Origin of the sequence: Pedobacter gandavensis, assembly GCF_032678465.1 — a bacterium.
Lineage (GTDB): Bacteria > Bacteroidota > Bacteroidia > Sphingobacteriales > Sphingobacteriaceae > Pedobacter > Pedobacter gandavensis_B.
Map to the genome: position 1 here is coordinate 619497 of NZ_JAVTSK010000001.1, position 20576 is coordinate 640072.

General features: G+C 40.7%; 14 protein-coding genes. 12 read left to right on the forward strand and 2 right to left on the reverse strand.

Translation table 11 applies throughout. The annotated features are described in order from the left end of the window. Positions 1 to 43: 43 nt before the first annotated feature. The 12 genes from tatA to R2Q94_RS02660 all read left to right on the forward strand — a co-directional run bounded on the left by tatA (position 44) and on the right by R2Q94_RS02660 (position 17716). Positions 44 to 439 carry a twin-arginine translocase TatA/TatE family subunit gene (gene tatA, locus R2Q94_RS02605; protein WP_316819871.1) on the forward strand — a complete coding sequence of 132 codons (396 nt, stop codon included), beginning with the start codon at positions 44 to 46 and terminating at the stop codon, positions 437 to 439. A gap of 10 nt (positions 440 to 449) precedes the next feature. Beyond that, positions 450 to 656, forward strand: coding sequence for a twin-arginine translocase TatA/TatE family subunit (locus R2Q94_RS02610; protein ID WP_265843322.1), 207 nt, complete (start codon positions 450 to 452; stop codon positions 654 to 656). A gap of 39 nt (positions 657 to 695) precedes the next feature. After that, positions 696 to 2114, forward strand: a complete 1419-nt coding sequence (gene gatA / locus R2Q94_RS02615; RefSeq protein ID WP_316819872.1) for an Asp-tRNA(Asn)/Glu-tRNA(Gln) amidotransferase subunit GatA — start codon at positions 696 to 698, stop codon at positions 2112 to 2114. Between the two features lie 23 nt (positions 2115 to 2137). Then, positions 2138 to 3364 (forward strand): lytic transglycosylase domain-containing protein, encoded by a 1227-nt coding sequence (locus tag R2Q94_RS02620; RefSeq protein ID WP_316819873.1) that lies wholly within the window; start codon positions 2138 to 2140, stop codon positions 3362 to 3364. Between the two features lie 84 nt (positions 3365 to 3448). Beyond that, positions 3449 to 5764 (forward strand): NADP-dependent malic enzyme, encoded by a 2316-nt coding sequence (locus R2Q94_RS02625; protein WP_316819874.1) that lies wholly within the window; start codon positions 3449 to 3451, stop codon positions 5762 to 5764. Positions 5765 to 5767: 3 nt separating this feature from the next. Beyond that, positions 5768 to 6352 (forward strand): Holliday junction branch migration protein RuvA, encoded by a 585-nt coding sequence (gene ruvA, locus R2Q94_RS02630; RefSeq protein ID WP_316819875.1) that lies wholly within the window; start codon positions 5768 to 5770, stop codon positions 6350 to 6352. A gap of 7 nt (positions 6353 to 6359) precedes the next feature. Further along, on the forward strand, positions 6360 to 13529 hold the full coding sequence (gene sprA / locus R2Q94_RS02635) for a cell surface protein SprA (RefSeq protein WP_316819877.1): 7170 nt from the start codon (positions 6360 to 6362) through the stop codon (positions 13527 to 13529). Between the two features lie 96 nt (positions 13530 to 13625). Next, on the forward strand, positions 13626 to 14006 hold the full coding sequence (gcvH, locus tag R2Q94_RS02640; protein WP_316819878.1) for a glycine cleavage system protein GcvH: 381 nt from the start codon (positions 13626 to 13628) through the stop codon (positions 14004 to 14006). Between the two features lie 3 nt (positions 14007 to 14009). After that, on the forward strand, positions 14010 to 14447 hold the full coding sequence (locus R2Q94_RS02645; RefSeq protein WP_316819879.1) for a VanZ family protein: 438 nt from the start codon (positions 14010 to 14012) through the stop codon (positions 14445 to 14447). Positions 14448 to 14744: 297 nt separating this feature from the next. Then, positions 14745 to 14960, forward strand: a complete 216-nt coding sequence (locus R2Q94_RS02650; protein WP_316819880.1) for a FeoA family protein — start codon at positions 14745 to 14747, stop codon at positions 14958 to 14960. Positions 14961 to 14977: 17 nt separating this feature from the next. Beyond that, positions 14978 to 17083, forward strand: a complete 2106-nt coding sequence (gene feoB / locus R2Q94_RS02655) for a ferrous iron transport protein B (RefSeq protein WP_316819881.1) — start codon at positions 14978 to 14980, stop codon at positions 17081 to 17083. Between the two features lie 18 nt (positions 17084 to 17101). Then, positions 17102 to 17716, forward strand: coding sequence for a SprT-like domain-containing protein (locus tag R2Q94_RS02660; protein WP_316819882.1), 615 nt, complete (start codon positions 17102 to 17104; stop codon positions 17714 to 17716). Here the strand turns inward: R2Q94_RS02660 and R2Q94_RS02665 are convergent. Next, positions 17665 to 18513 (reverse strand): hypothetical protein, encoded by an 849-nt coding sequence (locus tag R2Q94_RS02665; RefSeq protein ID WP_316819883.1) that lies wholly within the window; start codon positions 18511 to 18513, stop codon positions 17665 to 17667. The genes R2Q94_RS02660 and R2Q94_RS02665 overlap by 52 nt on opposite strands. An 80-nt stretch (positions 18514 to 18593) precedes the next feature. Continuing rightward, on the reverse strand, positions 18594 to 20576 hold the full coding sequence (locus R2Q94_RS02670) for a thiamine pyrophosphate-dependent enzyme (protein WP_316819884.1): 1983 nt from the start codon (positions 20574 to 20576) through the stop codon (positions 18594 to 18596).

Genomic DNA, 20576 nt, shown 5'->3' on the forward strand with positions numbered 1-20576 from the left:
GAAATGTTTATATTTGTATATTGATCAATAAATAGAGCTTAAAATGTATTCAGGAACAGTATTGGAATTCTTAAATATGGGCGGTGGTGAGATTATGCTCATCCTGGCTGTTGTTCTTTTGTTATTTGGAGGTAAAAAACTTCCGGAATTGGCAAGAGGCTTAGGAAAAGGAATCCGCGATTTTAAAGATGCTTCGGAAGGTGTGAAAAGAGAAATCCACCGCAATATAAATTCCGTAGGTATTGTGGATGATCTTAATGATGTCATCAATGACAATACCCGTCATCATCCAAAGGAAACTAGCCTGGAGGAACAAATGTATCCTGGTAGCACTAGTACTTCATCTGCTGCAGAAGGAATTGATTTAGAAAAAAAGGATGTAGTTGCAGCAACAAGCAATGAAAATCCAAAAATTGAAACAGATAAAACACAACTTTAACTAAAATATCATGTTAAACACATTCTTAATAGCTGGCTTAGGTGGCGCGGAAATCGCCATTATTCTTGTAATTGTTTTATTGCTTTTTGGGGGTAAAAAAATTCCAGAACTAATGCGTGGCTTAGGTAAAGGCATTAAAGAATTTAAAGACGGAAAAGACGGGATGGATGATGCTGCTGACAAAGTAGAACAAAACCGCACCAACAAACCACTATAGGTTTTAATCCGATTTTTAAATTTAACCTATTCTTGAAATTTGAAGAAGTATAACTCCTTATCAGAGATACAAACCCTTATTGCTCAAAAAAAACTAAGTTTAACTGAGCTATTGGATCACTATTTTAAGCAAATAGAAACTCATGAACACCTCAATGCTTTTAATGAGGTGTTTTTTTATTCTGCGGCCGCTCAGGCTAAAGTAGTACAAGAGAAAATAGACAATGGTACTGCCGGAAAACTGGCAGGGATGGTAATTGGTATTAAAGACAATATTTGTTATAAAGACCACATTGTTACTGCCTCCTCTAAAATGCTGGAAGGTTTTGTTTCTCCGTATTCTGCCACCGTAGTAGAGCGTCTATTGGCCGAAGATGCCATCATTATCGGGAGGCTCAATTGTGACGAGTTTGCGATGGGTGGTTCCAATGAAACTTCTTATTATGGCGTAGTGAAAAACGCAGTAGATGCAGAACGCGTTGCAGGAGGCTCTTCAGGAGGTTCTGCCGTGGCGGTACAGGCAGATCTATGCTTATCAGCATTAGGAACTGATACCGGTGGTTCTGTAAGACAACCGGCTGCTTTTTGCGGATGTATAGGAATGAAGCCTACCTATGGTCGGATTTCCAGATATGGTGTAATCGCTTATGCCTCTTCCTTTGATCAGGTCGGTACAATTACTTCTTCTATCTCTGATGCCGCTTTATTGTTGGAAATTCTTGCAGGTGCAGATGAATATGATAGTACCGTTTCTAAAAAGGAGGTGCCAGATTATACTACTGAACTAGCAGCTGGAGGACCGAAAAAAATTGCGGTATTAAAAGAAACTATGGAAAGTGAGGCTTTAGATCCTGAAATCAAAGCTGCTATCCTTAACGCTATCGAGCGTTTTAAAAGTCAGGGACATACAGTAGACTATGTGTCATTTGATTTGCTGGATTACCTTGTTCCTGCCTACTATGTCTTAACAACCGCCGAAGCTTCTTCCAATCTATCCCGTTATGATGGGGTTCATTATGGGCATCGCAATATGGAAGCGGTCACCTTGAACGACTTATATAAGACTTCCAGAGCGGAAGGTTTTGGAGAAGAAGTGAAAAAACGCATCCTGATTGGTACTTTCGTTCTGAGTGCAGGATATTACGACGCTTACTATCAGAAAGCCCAACAGGTGAGAAGATTGATCCGAGAAAAAATGGAAGAAATGCTTGTGAATTATGATGTGATATTAAGCCCGGTGGCCCCAACTCCAGCTTTTAAAATCGGAGAAAACATAGATGATCCATTGGTGATGTATATGGCCGATATCTTTACCGTGCTGGCATCATTGACAGGAATTCCGGCAATTGCAATTCCTTTGGGCAATAATAATGAAGGATTACCGTTAAGTTTACAGCTTATGGCAAAGCACTTTAAGGAACAGGAGCTCTTGTCTCTGTCCCATACATTTTTAACCTAGACCCATGTCACCAAACATTGCCTATGAAAATAAATGTACTATTTGCATCCTGTATTTTAGCATTATCCAGCTTTTCAGCAGCAGCCCAGCAACAACGACAATCCCTACAAATAATTGATACTATTGCTGTACCGATTTTAGCAGAAACGCCCAGTTTCTACAACCACAATTATATTTTTAAAGCCAGACTGGATTCCATTCAAAAAATGGTCCCACTGAGCTACAACGAGCATGTACAGAAGTACATTGATATTTACAGCGGTCGCAAAGATATGATGGGGAAAATGATCGGCTTGTCCGAATACTATTTCCCCGTTTTTGAAAAAGCGCTGAAATATTATAACATCCCTGAAGAAATTAAATATCTGCCCATCATTGAATCCTCTATGAATGCACATGCGGTTTCTAGGGTAGGTGCTACAGGTTTATGGCAGTTCATGTTTGCTACAGCAAAAGATTATGGACTGAATATGGATAACTTTGTGGACGAAAGAAAGGACCCTACCCAGGCCAGCTACGCCGCTGCGGCTTATTTTAGGGATGCATATCAGGAGTTGGGCGACTGGCTTCTGGCGATTGCCGCCTATAACTGCGGAATGGGTAATGTGAAAAGAGCTATCATTAAAGCTGATTCTCATGATTTCTGGGAAATCAGGCCTTACCTTCCTCTGGAAACACGTAATTATGTACCCGCATTTATTGCAGCCATTTACGTGATGAAATGCTCCAATCAACATCAGATCAAAGCACAAGCTTCCCCATTCATTAAAAATACAGATACGATTCATGTCAGCCGTTTTGTCTCTCTGCAACAATTATCCACTGCGCTAAGTATCGAAGAAGATGAATTGTACAGCTTAAATCCTGCTTATAAGAAGAAGATTGTGAACGGTACCGAGCTCGAACCTAAGCGTATCATTATTCCTAAAGTGAGTATGACTCAGTTTGCAGAGATCTATGAGGTATTGAACAATACAGAGCTGAATATAAATCAAAATGTATTTCTGGCCTCAAATGATGATCGTCGTAAAGCAAAGAAGAAAATTGTAGTAAAACCAGCTACGGCCGTCAGCTACCATAAAGTTACCCCTGGACAAACATTGAGTGCAATCGCTGATAAATATCATGTAGAAGTGCAGGATTTAAAAGTTTGGAATGGACTGAAAAGTTCCTCCATTGTTCCGGGTCAGAAATTGAAAATCCATAATCCTGAGGCAGGTAAACGAAAACAAGTAGCCATTAAAGGCTAATCTCTACTTCCCAATTCTGATTCCTTTTTTATTTCAGGGCTAATTAAAAGATTGTAACTTTGGCCCTTTATAAATGACTGATTTATGAGTAAAATTAACAGGAAGCAAGATGCTTTGGATTACCACTCGCAAGGGCGACCAGGAAAAATACAGGTTATACCGACCAAACCAACGAACTCTCAGAGAGATCTGGCATTGGCGTATTCTCCAGGGGTTGCTGAGCCTTGTTTAAAAATAGCAGAAAATACTGAAGATGTATATAAGTACACCGCTAAAGGTAACCTGGTAGCTGTAATTAGTAATGGTACAGCTGTATTAGGTCTTGGTGATATTGGCCCGGAGGCTGGCAAACCAGTAATGGAAGGTAAAGGCCTTCTTTTCAAAATCTTTGCTGATATCGACGTTTTTGATCTGGAACTGGATACTAAAAACGTTGACGACTTTGTTAAAATCGTAAAGGCCCTGGAACCGACTTTCGGTGGGGTAAATTTAGAGGATATTAAAGCACCAGAATGCTTTGAAATTGAGCGTCGCCTAAAAGAGGAGATGAATATTCCTGTAATGCACGACGATCAGCACGGTACTGCCATTATCTCTGCTGCAGCATTAATCAATGCCTGCGAATTGCAGAAAAAGAAAATGGACAAGATTAAGATCGTGGTAAATGGCGCAGGTGCGGCAGCCATTTCATGTACTCGTCTTTATGTTTCTTTAGGTGCTAAAAAAGAAAACATCGTGATGTGTGATCGTAGCGGTGTCATCCGGGCAGACAGAGAAAAATTAGATGAGATCAAAGCTGAATTTGCGACTTCAAGAGATTTGAATACTTTAGAAGAAGCAATGAAAGATTCGGATGTATTCATCGGTCTTTCTTCTGCAGATTGCGTAACGGTGGATATGTTGAAATCTATGGCTAAGCATCCTATTGTTTTTGCAATGGCTAATCCTAACCCAGAGATTGCCTATGAACTGGCCATCAGTTCCCGTAAAGATTTAATTATGGCTACAGGGCGTTCTGATTATCCTAATCAGGTGAATAACGTGTTGGGCTTCCCATATATTTTTAGAGGTGCATTAGATGTTAGGGCAACCAGCATCAATGAGGAAATGAAAATTGCTGCAGTAAAAGCAATTGCTGAACTGGCTAAAAAACCTGTTCCTGAGGCTGTAAATATGGCCTACAATGAGAAGAATATCAAGTTTGGTAAAGATTATATCATTCCTAAACCGGTAGATTTGCGTTTAATGACTAATGTTTCTTCGGCAGTAGCTAAAGCAGCAATCGAATCTGGTGTTGCACGTAAAATCATTACCGACTGGGATGCTTATACTGAGGAATTAAAAACGAGATTGGGTATGGATGATGCGATTATGCGTGCCATCACTACTAAAGCTAAATCTAATCCGAAGCGTGTGGTCTTTACCGAGGCGGATAACTACAAAATCCTGAAAGCGGCACAAATCGTTAAGGATGATAATATCGCGATTCCTGTTTTATTAGGTAAAAAGGAGACTATCGAGCAGATCATAGAAGAAAATGGACTGGAATTGGATGGTGTAGAAATCGTAGATCCAATGTTGGAGCCTGAACGCATGAAAAAATATGCAGAATCTTTGTATCAAAAGAGACAAAGAAGAGGTGTGACCTTGTTCGAAGCCAATAAATTTTTACGTGATAGAAATTACTTCGGTGCTTCTATGGTAGAGTTTGGTGAAGCAGATGCCATGATCTCTGGTCTGACTAAAAATTATGTTTCTACCATCAAGCCTGCCTTGCAAGTGATCGGTACTGAGCCTGGTGTGAACCGTGTGGCTGGAATGTACATGATGATGACAAAAAAAGGTCCGGTTTTCTTTGGTGACACCACGGTAAACGTAGATCCTACAGTAGAAGAACTGGTGGATATTACTTTATTGCTAGATCAGGCTGTACGTAAATTCAATATTCAGCCTCGTATTGCCTTACTTTCTTACTCTAATTTTGGGTCAAATGAAGGTGTCGTTCCTGAAAAAGTGAGAAAAGCAGTGAAAATTCTTCACGAAAAACACCCTGAGATTATCGTAGACGGTGAAATGCAAGGAAATTTTGCAATTAATAACTCTTTATTGAAAGATAACTTTCCTTTTAGTAGCTTAGTAGATGCACCGGCTAATACATTGGTTTTCCCTAATCTGGAATCTGGAAATATTGCCTATAAATTATTGCAGGAACTAGGTGGTGCGGAAGCAGTTGGTCCGATCTTATTAGGATTAAACAAGCCTGTTCATATTGTACAATTAGGTAGTTCAGTTCGTGAGATTGTGAATATGGTAACTTTAGCAGTCTTAGATGTGCAATCGAAAGAGCAGGAAGCCCTAGCTAAAAAAGGTGGTCTATTAAAAAAATTAATTAAGAAATAAGACATGTTCGAATATATTGATGGTAAGCTGACCTTTAAATGCCCCGCTTATATTGTAGTGGAGGCCGGAGGAATTGGCTACCATATCAATATTTCGCTAAATACTTATAGCAGTCTGGCAGATGTGGAAAGATGTAAGGTTTACCTCTGGACACATATCAAGGAAGATGCGCATACCTTATATGGATTTGCAGAGGAGGGAGAGCGCAGGCTCTTCCTCCATCTGATTTCCGTTTCTGGAATCGGCCCTAATACGGGCAGAATGATGCTTTCTTCAATTACTCCTGTAGAAATTCAGACTGCTATTGTAAATGGTGATTTGCCTCTAATCCAACGGATTAAAGGAATTGGTGCAAAAACTGCTCAACGCCTGGTATTGGAGTTGCAAGATAAGTTGAAAAAAGAAGGTACAGGATCATTGATCGCTGCACCATTAAATAATACTGCTAGAGAAGAAGCCTTATCTGCATTGATGATGCTTGGATTTGCAAAACAACCAGCGGAGAAATCAATTGACAGTGCAGTGAAAAATGGAGGTATAGATTTAACAGTAGAACAAATGATAAAAATCGCATTGAAGAACTTATAGCATTACCTTGAGAACCCTATTAACGCTCCTCTTTACTTTCCTACTCTGCTTTGGCAGACAAAATGGTTTTTCACAAACAGTGAGACCACAGGTAAGAAATTCCGATACAACCAGAAACTCCTTCAGTTTGAAGGAAAAACAAAGATTAGGCCTTAGAAATCTTAATAATTCCTTTAAACCGCTTCCAGACAATGTAAAAAGGGAAGTAGAGTATGATGCGAAAAATAAAAGATATATCATTCGTCAGCTGATTGGCAATCAGTTGTTTGCTGCTCCACAATACCTTACGATTGAAGAATATCAACGTTTGGTAAACTCTGAGATGAAGCGCGACAATTGGCGCATGTATTCCAACGAAGAAATTAATGAAGTCAGAAAAAATGGGGTTATCCCTAGTTTAAAAGTTAACAGTAAAGCTTTTGAACGGATTTTTGGCGGTACTACAATAGATATCCAACCACGTGGAGAGGCGGAACTCACCTTTCTTGGCAGAATCAACAAGAATGAAAATCCGCTGTTTAATGAACGTCAGCGCGTTCAGGGTAATTTTGATTTTAACCAGCGTATCCAAATGGATGTGATTGGAAATATTGGTACCCGAATGAAGGTCAATATGAACTACAATACGGAAGCACAGTTTGATTTTGAGAATCAGGTGAAGCTGGATTATGTAGGTGGTAAAGATGATATTATTCAGAAGATCGAGGCAGGTAATGTGAGTTTGCCGCTCAGCACCTCATTGATCAACGGTACACAAGCCCTTTTTGGGGTCAAAACACAATTGCAGTTTGGGAAACTGAATGTGAGCACTGTATTCTCCCAGCAAAAATCCCAATCAAGAGAAATCAAGATTAATAATGGCGCTCAGCAGAATGAATTCAGACTGAGTGCCGATAATTATGAAGCCAATAAGCATTATTTCCTGGCACAATACTTTAGAAATAACTATAAAAAAATATTGTCGACACCACCAACACTTACATCTGGGGTGTTGATTACCAGAGTAGAGGTTTGGATTACAAATAAAACCGGAAATACACAGGGTTCACGAGATGTTATGGCTTTGATGGATCTGGCAGAGAATACACCCTATAATCAGAGTATTGTAGGTGGAGGTTCAGCACTTCCTTCCGGATTTGACAATCCGCAGTTTCCCAGACAGTCGAATACCTTATTATCTCAATTGCCGGCGGATGCCCGTTTTACCAATTCTAATTCGATCATTCCTTTTTTTGCTGCGACTGGTGCTACAGATAACTATGCCAAATTAACCTATGCCAGGAAATTGGCCGATAGAGAGTTTACCTTTCATCCACAGTTGGGTTATATATCCCTGAATAATGCTTTGAATACTGATGAGGTATTGTCTGTAGCCTATAGGTATACGTACAGAGGTGTAGAATATCAGGTTGGGGAGTTTTCTACTGATGTTGTGTTTGATGCTGCTCAGCCAAAGGTTTTGTTCACAAAGATGTTGAAAAATGAGACCCTGAAAACGAGACTGCCAATTTGGAACCTGATGATGAAGAATATTTATTCAATCGGAGGATATCAGATTAGTCCTATGAACTTTAGGTTGGATGTTTTCCGTATTGACGACAAATCAGGCGTAGAAAAACCTTATATCGAGGTAGGAGAGAAATTAGATGCCGATCGGGTTCCTTTAAAAAATAAACAATGGATTCAGGTGACAGGTTTAGACCGTTTAAATCAACAACAGGAACGTCGCCCGGATGGAGTTTTTGATTTTCAGGCTGAAAACAAACCTTTCGGAACGAATGAAAATATCGTGTTCAATACGCCGGTGAATAACAATCCCGGGAATACTACCGGCTCTAATTCCAATCTGACTAATTTCTCAACCAATACTATTAACGGTTATATTACTATTGACCCTTTAAACGGCCGGGTGATCTTTCCTTTACTTGAACCCTTCGGGCAGGATTTAGCGGATCAGTTTGATCCTTCAGAACTGGCGCTGATTAATCAGTATACTTTTCCTGCTTTGTATGATTCTACCAAAGTAGTAGCCCAACAGTTGTTTAGTAGTCAGAACCGTTATTTTATTAAAGGAGCTTATCAAAGCCAGGTGGCTTCAGAATTTAGCTTAAACTCTATCAATGTTCCCGAAGGATCGGTAAAAGTATTTGCTGGTACAATTCCTTTGCAGGAAGGTGTTGACTTCACTGTAGATTATCAGGGTGGAAGGGTAAGAATTTTGAACACGGCGATCTTGATTTCTGGTCAGCCAATTAGGATATCAACAGAAAATAATGAGCTTTTTGGTTTGCAGCAACGTTCGTTATTCGGGACCAGATTTGATTACAAAGTAAACAATAAATTGAATTTAGGGGCAACCTTGATGAATCTCACGGAAAAACCGCTAACGCCTAAGGTGAATGTGGGGGAGGAACCAATTTCCAATACCATGTGGGGAATGGACCTGAATTATAGTACACCTTCAAGATTCTTAACGAAATTGGTGGATAAATTACCATTTATCTCCACTAAAGTACCTTCTAGCCTTACTTTTTCCGGAGAGTTTGCACAGTTGATCCCTGGTCACCCAAAAGCATTGAATTTTGGCGGTCAGAAAGGTGGCGTGAGTTACCTGGATGATTTTGAAGCTTCGCGATCAGTGATCGATTTAAAGAGTGCAATGGCCTGGCAATTATCAGGAACTCCACAACTGTTCTCTGAATCCCAGAGGATCGACGATCTGAGTTATGGTTTCAATAGGGCATTAATCGCTTTCTATAACATTGACCCTATTTTCTATAATAGAACTGATGGTAGTCTACCCAATAGTTTAAGAACTAATAAACAAGAACTTTCCAATCATTATGTACGTCAGGTGATTGAACAGGAGGTGTTTCCTTTTAAAGAAACAGGGACAGGACAGCCTTTCGCATTGCCAACCCTGGATGTGGCTTTTTATCCGACAGTCCGTGGTCCGTATAATTATACGCCTACAGGATTTAATCCTGATGGAAGGTTGAATAATCCAAGAACCCGCTGGGGCGGTTTGTTTAGAAGAATTGAAACCAATGATTTCGAAGCCTTGAATATCGAGTTTATTGAACTTTGGGTAATGGATCCGAACATCTATAAACCGAATGGCTTAGGTGGTGATTTGTATTTCAATATTGGTAATATTTCGGAAGACATTTTGAAAGACGGTAGAAAGTCGTTGGAGAATGGCCTTCCTGCCAATGGTGATCCTTCGGCATATGATGAGACGAATTGGGGTAGGGTTCCTAAATTGCAACCGGTAGTTCAGGCTTTCGACAATGATCCGAATGCGAGAAAAGCACAGGATGTGGGATTAGATGGATTGGCAAATATAGACGAGCAAGCTAAGTTCTCTACATTGATCAACCAGATCAAAGGCCAGTTAAATCCAGATGCTGCAGCTGCTATTCAAAATGACCCTTCTTCGGATGATTATTCTTATTTCAGAGGACCGGAACTGGACCGTGAAAATGCGGGGATTTTAAAGCGTTACCAACGCTATAACGGAACAGAAGGAAACTCTAAAACGGCAGAACAATCGCGTGCTGAGCTGGGTGTGGAGAACTCGGCCTCCACTGCTTTACCTGATGGCGAAGACATCAACAGAGATAACAATATGACGCAGTCTGATGAGTATTTTCAGTATAAAGTGTCTATGCGTCCTGGAGACCTGATGGTGGGGCAGAATTTTGTAACGGATAAAGTAACTTCTCAGGTGAAGCTTGTAAATGGGAATACACAACCGGTAACCTGGTATCAGATCCGGATTCCTTTAGCACAGTATCAGGACCGTATTGGTGGAATTCAGGATTTCAAATCCATCCGTTTCATTCGTATGTTCCTCACCAATTTTGCTGACACTACCGTATTGAGGTTTGGAAAAATTCAATTGGTAAGAGGAGAATGGAGACAATACAATGCCAATGATGAGGCTTCTCAAACGATTGTAGATCCTGCTTTAGGAACAAATGCACCAGATGGATCAACCATTGAAGTGGCTACAGTAAATATTGAAGAGAATGGTAAGCGTACGCCGATTCCTTATGTGATTCCTCCAGGAATTGAAAGAGAACGTGATTTCAGTAACTATCGTGGAGATACGCGTCAGAATGAGCAGTCGCTTTCAGTGACCATTAAGAATCTGAAAGATGGCTATGGCAGGGCCGCCTTTAAAACCGGTTTTAATGATTTCAGGTCTTATAAACACCTGGAGATGTACATTCATGCGGAAGCTTTAGGTTCAAGTAATCTGAGAGATAACGATCTGAGTGCCTTCCTTAGGATTGGTACCGATAATCAGGATAACTATTATGAGTATACACAGCCTTTAAAGGTAACACTTCCAGGAACCAGTGATCCTTACGGTATCTGGCCGGAACAGAATAAAATGGACATCACACTGGAGTTTTTCCAGAAAGCAAAACTCGCCAGGAATAATGCAAAAACCAGTACCGGTGCACCCTGGCCAATCAATATCCCCTTTAATTATACTGTAGATGGCAGAACAATTACCGTGAAGGGGCAGCCAGATATGAGTAAGGTGAGGGTATATATGCTGGGGGTTAAAAATCCTTACCGGAACAATGGTGATGATGGAATGGATAAGAGTGCTATTGTTTGGTTCAACGAGCTTCGTTTAACAGAGTTTGATGAGCGTGGCGGATGGGCTGCTACGGCCAGAATGAATGCCAAACTAGCCGATTTTGCAGACATTAATGTGTCCGGAAGTAAATCAACGATTGGTTTTGGTTCTTTAGAAACCAGGGTGAGCGAAAGAAACAGGGCAGATAATGTGTTCTTCGACATCTCTTCTGCTATGGAGCTTGGAAAATTCTTCCCTAAGAAAACAGGGATTAAAGTCCCGATGTTTGTGAGTTATTCAAGCCAGGTAGCTACACCTCAATATAATCCAAGTATGCCCGATATTGAGTTGAAAAATGCGCTGGACGCAGCCTCGAAATCGCAGCGGGATTCTATTTTAAACTTTGCACAGGATTATACCACCAGAAGCAGTATCAACTTCACCAATGTGAGAAAAGAAAGAACTGATCCGGAAGCAAAACCTAAAGTTTGGGATATAGAAAATTTTAACGTGAGCTATGCCTACACCAAGTATTCTCACCGTGATTTTATCATAGAAAGCAATTACCAAAAAACTTACAGGGCCTCCTTAGGTTATAATTACTCGGGTATGCCGCGCAATTATGAGCCATTCAAAAAGATCATCAAGAACAATACACTGGCCCTTTTAAAGGATTTCAATTTTAGTCTGATGCCTTCCTCAATCAATTTCAGAATTGATGTAGACCGGTTCTATGCAGAGAACAGCCTGAGAAACAATGATCCTTTGAATTCTATTCCTGTGAATACCACTTTCAATAAAAACTTCCTGGTGTCCAGAGTATACGGGATTTCCTGGAATTTGAGTAAATCCTTGACTATGGATATTGATGCTACGAATTACTCCATCATTGATGAGCCATATGGCAGGATTGAAGGGTTGAAAAGAGATACTCTATGGCAGAATATGATGAGGTTAGGACGTACTACTGATTATAACCATAATCTGAACTTTACTTATAATTTACCTATCAATAAAATACCAGGAATGGATTGGGTAAGTGTAGCAACCCGATACGGTACTACCTTTAACTGGCAGACCGAACCGCTTTCTACATTGAGAGATCCAAATATCAATCTGGGAAATACCATTCAAAACTCGAGAACGATTCAACTCAACCCTAATTTAAATCTGGCATCTCTTTACAATAAATTCGGTTTTGTGCGTAAGGGAAGCGGAAAAGATGGACAAAATGTTTGGGTAGGTTTATTAACCAGTGTGAAAAACGTGGTGGGTGCCTATACTCAATCCAAAGGTATTTTCCTGCCAGGTTACCTGCCAAAAACAAAATTCTTCGGAATTGATCAGGCAACGGGTGCACCAGGATTAGGTTTCGTGTTGGGTAGTCAGCGCGACATTAGAAATGAAGCTTTATTGAAAGGCTGGATTACTACGGACACCTTGCAGTCGCAGTTGTATATCAATACGATGAGGGAAGACCTGAGCTTAACCAGTTTAGTGGAACCAATCAAAGATTTGTCAATCACGCTTACCGCCAATAGAAATAAAACGAGAAACTATTCTACCAATTTCAGATATGATGAAGAATTGAGAGGCTTTTCAAATTTTAGCCCTTTCACTACTGGCGACTACAGTATTTCCTATATCAGTTTAGGTACCGCGTTCTCGGAGAAATCTGGTGCTACCATCTCTAAATTGTTCAATCAGTTTATGTCGAACAGGGTGATCATTTCGCAACGTTTAGGTGCTTTGAATCCAAACTCAGCAGGTGTGAGAAATGGTGTATATGCTGATGGTTATGGTGGAGAATCGCAAGATGTACTAACTGCTGCTTTCCTTGCCGCTTATAGTGGTAAAGACGCTAAAAAATCCAGTTTGAATTCCATGCCTAATATTCCATTACCAAACTGGCGCTTAAATTACAGAGGTTTGGTAGGCATTCCTTTTATTGCTGAGCGTTTCAGCTCTTTTGATCTAAGGCATTCTTATCGCTCTGTGTATAGTATCAGCAGCTTTAATTCCCTGTTGAAGTATCAGGAGCAGGACGGTGCGGTGGTGAGTAGAGATTTGAACGACAACTTCCTTCCGGAATTCCAGTATGCACAGGTAACGATCGCAGAGCAGTTCTCGCCATTGATTGGAATTGATACCCGCTTAAAGAATAACCTGACGGCTAATTTTGAGATTGGAAGGTCACGTTTGCTGGGCTTGAATATGGCCAATAGTCAACTGGCTCAGTTAACGGAAAGCAACATGGTGTTTGGAATGGGCTATCGTACCACAAAGTTCAGGTTCCCATTTGGTTTGTTCAAAGGCTTGAAAATGGACAACAATATGGACTTTAAACTGGATGTAGCGATCAGAGATAACAAAACGGTGATCTATCGTGCAGATATCCTGGAAGCAGAGGTTTCTTCAGGTGCCAAGAATATTACCTTAAGGCCTAGTGTGGATTATATCCTGAATCAGCGTTTTAATGTACGTTTGTTTTATGATTCCAACATCACCAAGCCATACACTTCCCAAACCTTCAATACTTCATTTAGTAATTTCGGATTTAGTTTGAGAGTTACCCTGAATTAGGCATTGTGATAAATGCTTATATTAATTACCTTTGAAACGGCAGAAGCGTAATGTAGAAGCCAAGAGTTTAAGCAACGACAATAAAAAATTATACACATGAATTTTCCATCAGAATTAAAGTACACTAAAGACCACGAATGGGTTAAAGTTGAAGGTAACGAAGCTTATATCGGTATTACTGATTTTGCACAACGTGAGCTAGGTGATATTGTATACATCGATATTAATACAGTGGGTGATGAAGTACGCAAAGACGATGTTTTCGGTACAGTGGAAGCTGTTAAGACTGTTTCTGATTTGTTTATGCCAGTTACTGCTACAGTAACTGAAACTAATCCTGAATTGAATGACAACCCTGAGTTGGTAAATTCTGACCCTTATGGAAAAGGATGGATGGTTAAAGTAACGCTTTCTGACGCTGCTGAAGTAGAAGGTCTATTAGATGCGGATGCTTATAAAGCTCTTGTAGGAGCTTAATCAATGAATACTAAAGTTTTAAAATATCAGATCTGGTCCATCCTGTGGACCGTGGTCATTTTAATCCTTTGTAATATGAAAATGCCTGCCTCTACTTCGGGGTCAGGCATTTTTTTTGAAGGATTTGATAAACTGGTACATCTTGGTTTTTTCTTTGTATTGACCATCCTGCTGTTTTATGGTAGAATCAACTATCAGCACAGTTATAGCTTTGGCTCCTTAACCATCTTTAAGGTTATTGTGATTACCGCATTTTTAGGTGCAGGAATTGAATTTCTGCAATGGAAGGTATTTACCTATAGGTCTGCAGAATGGTGGGATTTCGGTTGTGATATGATTGGGGTGTTCATGGGTGTGTTTAGTTTTGTGCTCTTACATAAGTCGGATTACCACAAGTCTCTGGATCATAAAACGCTTCAACATGAAAAAAATAAGTATTAAAATCTTGCTGTTATCTGTCGTAGTTTCGATCAGTAGCTGTAGTATTTTTAAGCCAGGCTGTCAGTGCCCTCCGGTACGTTATAACAGCTATCCACAGCGATAAAAACAACGCGTATCCAAATAGTTACCCTACTGTGACTTTAGAATTATCTAATGAGCCTTATAACGCTCTTAAACGGGATTTTAACTGAACACATGCAGGGTCTGGTATTTGGAATTATTATAAATTAAGGCTAAATTGCGCCTGTTCAGGAAAGGAAATCAGATCCGCTCCGAACATAAATAACCTATAGAAAGATGAAGCTATCACAATTGAATCCAGGGGAAAGAGGTACTATAGTTGCATTTACAGATCTTGAAATGTCTGTGAAACTAATGGAAATGGGCTGCTTGCCTGGGGAAGTTGTAGAGGTAGAAAGATTTGCTCCACTTGGTGATCCAATCGCGATCCGTGTGTCAGGCTATCAACTTTGTTTGCGTAAGAACGAAGCATCTGTTATCATAATTCAGTAATCATATTGGCTAAGGATTTGAAAATAGCGCTGGTTGGGAATCCCAATACAGGCAAGTCTACTCTTTTTAACCTGCTGACAGGTTTGAATCAAAAGATCGGTAATTTTCCGGGTATCACTGTTGATAAGAAAGTTGGTTTCTGTAAACTTACAAACGGTAAAGTTGCGGAAGTAATTGACCTCCCTGGAACGTATAGCTTATATCCTAAAAGTAAGGATGAGAGCATTGTATTCCAGGTATTGGCAGATAAAGCGAATTCCAGCTACCCGGATGTAATTGTGCTGGTGGCTGATGCAACCAACCTAAGAAGAAATTTACTGTTGTATTCTCAGGTTGCGGATCTGGATTTACCAATGGTTTTGGCGCTCAATATGACCGATATGGCGCAGAAGGAAGGAATTGACATCAATGTGAACCTACTTGCAGAAAGATTGGGGATACAGGTGGTAGCGATTTCGGCAAGAAGCAAAACCGGATTAACGGAATTAAAACAAGCGATAGAAAACACCACAAAAATTGCCACCCAGGCAAAAGGTGCTGATATTATGGCTTTAGCCCCGGAGGCGATTCAGGAGGTAAAAGCTAGAATAAACACAGATAATGATTACTATGCCATGCAGGTTTTACACCAGCATCAGCATTTGGATATCTTTTCTGAAGAAGATCACAGTGCTTTTGAAAAGATCAAAAAAGCACATGATTTTGAAACCTCAAAGATACAGACTGCAGAAACCATTGCAAGGTACCGCCATTTAGGTACGGTGCTAAGTGGTGTAATTCAGGATACTGGTGCGGCTAAAAAGTTTGCATTCAGCGATAAGATCGATGCGATACTGACCAATAAATTTTGGGGATTTCTGATCTTTATTGGTATCCTGTTCTTCATTTTTAACTCTATTTTCTCCTGGTCTACCTTCCCAATGGAGATGATTGAGCTGGGTTTTATGAAGCTAACAGAGCTGGGGCATGAATATTTACCAGATGGAATACTGACGAATTTATTACTCGATGGGGTGTTGGCAGGTTTAGGCGGTGTGGTGGTTTTCATTCCACAAATCGCTATTCTATTTGCTTTTATCTCCATATTGGAGGATACCGGCTATATGGCCAGAGTCACCTTTATGATGGATAGAATCATGAGAAAGTTCGGCTTAAGCGGTAAGTCTGTGGTACCGATGATTGGTAGTCTGGCTTGTGCCGTTCCTTCAATCATGAGTGCCAGAAACATTGAAAGCTGGAAAGACAGAATCATTACGATTATGGTGGCACCTTTGGTGAGTTGCTCAGCAAGATTACCTGTATACACCTTATTAATTGGTTTGGTTGTTCCTGAGAAAATGGTTTGGGGCTTTATCAACCTGCAAGGCTTAACCCTGATGGGAATGTACCTGATCAGTATTGTAGCAGCGGTATTGGTGGCTTTTGTGATGAAGTTTATCATCAAAGCAAAAGAGAAATCTTATTTCATTATGGAGTTGCCCGTGTACAGAATGCCACGTTGGAGCAATGTACTTTTTACCATGTATGAGAAGTCTAAAACCTTCGTTTTCGAAGCGGGTAAGGTGATCATTGCCATTTCTATTATCCTTTGGGTAATGGCTTCTTATGGTCCTTCAGATCGCTTTGCGGAAATTGATAAAAAATATGAAGCCATAGAGGCTCAAAAAGATAGCGTACAGATTTCTACCCTGGAAAGAGATAAGTCGGCAGAAAAGCTGGAAAATTCCTATGCCGGGATTTTAGGTCATGCCATAGAACCAGTCATCAAACCATTGGGTTTTGATTGGAAAATTGGAATTGCATTGATTACTTCATTTGCAGCAAGAGAAGCTTTTGTGGGAACCATGGCTACGATTTATAGTGTAGATGGTGGTGATGAGGAAGTAGGAACGATCCGTGAAAAGATGAGAGCTGCGGTCAATCCGGATACAGGTTTACCTGTGTTTACTTTTGCGACTGCATTTTCATTGATGTTGTTTTATGCTTTTGCGATGCAGTGTATGAGTACTGTTGCAGTGGTTTTCAGGGAAACAAAATCATGGAAATGGCCTTTAATTCAGTTGACTTATATGACTGCAATGGCCTATGTAGCCAGTCTGATCGCCTACCAGTTTTTGAAGTAAATTACTTATCTTGGGAAGGTGAAGAAGGAGGATGTTTTAGCACAGTATATGCCCCCGGCAGCGGCACCAATTATCGCGAAATGGATAGATTATTTTCAATGTGAGTTTAAAATATCTAAAAACCGGGCGACCAAATTGGGTGATTACCGCCATCCTTACCAGGGACAGGGGCACAAAATATCTGTCAACAACGACCTGAATCCATTTGCTTTTCTGGTAACTACAGTACATGAATTTGCACATTTACTGACCTGGAATGACCATAAGAATAAAGTGAAGCCGCATGGTGGAGAGTGGAAGCACAATTTTAAGCGGATGATGGCCCCCTTTATTGAGCAAAAAATCTTCCCTCAGGATGTGGAATTCGCTATTGTCAGTTACCTCCATAACCCTTCTGCTGCCAGCTGTACAGATTTAAAACTCTCCAGGGCCCTAAAAAAACATGATCTCCTGAAGGATGCTTCCCGTTTGGAAGAATTGCCCTTACATACGGTATTTACCATTAAAGATGGAAGACGCTTTAAGAAAGGGGAGAAGCTTAGGAAAAGATACCGTTGCCTTTGTCTGGATAACGGAAATACTTATTTGTTTAATCCTTTGGCTGAAGTGACATTGGCCGCAACGGGTACATAAACGGCCTCTTTATCCGCTATTACCCATTTAAAATTTAGGCGTTTATTCTTGAACTCTTCGGCTTGATGCTGTAGACTATCGGTCAGCGCATCATTTTTTCTCACGATCACATTGGCGGTATAGCCGTTTCTTGCATTGCTCTTCAGCTGGATGATACTTTCTTCCGGGATATCTATGAATTGGTCAAAATACAGCGTAAACGAACCATTTTGGGCAATGGCATCTTCCATTATTTTCAACTGCTGAACTTCCTTTGATGCGGTTTGAGTGGTGGAAGCTTGTTCAGTATCTGTTGGCGCTGTGTTTTCTTCGGAACTGCCTGATGTAATTGTGGCATAGGCTTGTTTTTTCAATCCACTCTCCTCTGCTGCAGTCCGCTTTTCCTGCTTAAATGCAATATTATTCCTGAAATACCTGCGGAGTTCTGTGATACCCTTATTGTCTTTAGTTCTTTCCTCTAATAAAATCAGGCTGTCGTTTTTCAGGTAATATCTTCTAATGCGATTGCTAATCAGCTTATTGTCTATATTTTCCTCATAAAGTACTGGTTTCCCATTGGAATTGTACTTTTCTACATACATAGATTGTTCTCCCTGAAGGTAAATGAGACTACTTTGTTTTTCAAGACTGGCAAGATTTGCCTGGATAGAATCCACGTATTGAAGAATTGATTTATCGGTCATTGCGGTAGCTGAGGCTTGCTGGATCAGCTCTGCCTGGGGATGCCTGGGTTGCTGATTACAACCAAATATGGCCAGGGCTATAGGGAGAATGAATAATAGATAAGTATGCTTCATAGAATTCCTTAATAATTCAAGGAATTAAAATGCGATTATCGTGCCATTAAGAGCAAGGGGGGATTTAATATGTTCTTCACTTAATAAGCAAGTAATTTGTCGACTGTCGCGGATAATCTACGTTTCGCCAGAAAATCATCTTCCAGTACCTTATTCATTGGGATCGCGGTATCTAAGCTGGCACAACGCATTACAGGGGCATCCAGATCGTTGAAACAATGTTCTCCGATCCATGCGGCGAGTTCTGCACCAAAACCACTGCTTAAAGTATCTTCATGAAGAATCAATACCCTGCCCGTTTGCTTAACTGCTGCGCTGACCGCTGTCTTATCCCAGGGTTGCAAGCTGCGAAGATCTAATAAGGTAATACTCAATTCCGGATGCAATTCCAGGTAGTCTAGCGCCCAGTGAACACCAATTCCGTAGGTGATAATGCTCAGTTGTTTACCTTCTTTCAATACCTTGGCTTTACCAATTTCAGTATGATATTCAGCCTCTGGTACCAGACCAGTTAAACTTCTGTAGAGGTATTTATGTTCAAAAAATAGAACCGGATTAGGATCATCAATTGCAGAAAGTAACAAGCCCTTTGCATCATCGGGGAAAGCCGGATATACAATTTTTAGTCCTGGTGTTTTCGTAAACCAGGCTTCATTGCTTTGAGAATGAAATGGACCTGCACCAGTTCCGGCGCCTGTGGGCATTCTAATCACCACATCTGCTTTTTCTCCCCAACGGTAATGGGTTTTTGCCAGATTGTTGACAATCTGATTGAAGCCACAAGTGACAAAATCGGCAAACTGCATTTCTACTACGGCCTTAAAACCATTGATCGAAAGGCCTAATGCGCTGCCCACAATTGCAGACTCGCAGATTGGTGTATTCCTGACCCTCGCTTTCCCAAAAAGACGGGTAAAACCATCTGTAATCTTAAAAGCACCGCCATATTCTGCAATATCCTGGCCCATTAATATCAGATTTTCATGTTTATACATGCCAATTTTCAAGGCATCTGTAATGGCATCCAGATAGCGGATTTCTGAAGAAGGGCTGTTTTCCGGAAGTTTAACAGGTTCAAAAGGAACCGGTGCGTACATATCTTCCAGTTCTACGATGGTATTGGCAACAGGTTCTGTTTCTTGAAATGCGGCTTCTATTTCCAGTTCGATACCAGCTTTAAAATCAGCTTTAATTTCGGCAATGATGGCGGCTGTTAATATATTTTCCGACAATAGATATCGCTCGAAGTTCATTACGGGGTCTTTCTCTGCCCAGAAATCCATGAGCTCCTGAGGAACGTATTTCGTACCTGAAGCTTCTTCATGGCCCCTCATCCTGAAGGTTAAACATTCTACCAAAACTGGTTTGGGATCTTTCCTTATCCTGGTTACAATGGCGGCTAAAGTGTCGTAGACTTCCAGGACATTATTGCCATCGATCTGAATACCCTCGATACCATAACCTGCTGCGCGGTCCACCAGGTCCTTACACTTATATTGTTCGCTAGTGGGGGTAGAGAGGCCGTAGCCATTGTTTTCGATCAGAAAGATAACCGGTAAATTCCATACAGCAGCTACATTAATGGCTTCATGGAAATCACCTTCACTTGTGGCACCTTCGCCGGTAAAGACCAGGGTTGCTTTCTCCTGACCGGAGATGAGGTCGGCTAGTGCGATACCATCCGCAACAGCCATTTGAGGCCCCAGATGGGAAATCATTCCGATGATCTTATATTCCTGTGTGCCGAAATGGAAGGAACGATCCCGACCTTTGCTGAAGCCCTCCAGTTTCCCCTGCCATTGGGCCATTAGTTTTTTTAAAGGGATATTACGTGCAGTAAATACCCCCAGATTTCTGTGCATAGGGAGGATATACTCGGATTCCTCCATGGCGAGCGTACTACCTACGGCAATGGCCTCCTGTCCGATACCAGAAAACCATTTGCCAATTCTGCCCTGACGTAATAGGATAAGCATTTTTTCCTCTACCATTCTGGGGTAAAGTAATTGCGTGTACAAGTTTAATAATACCGCATCGTTCTTATCTTTTCTGTCGAACTGCAT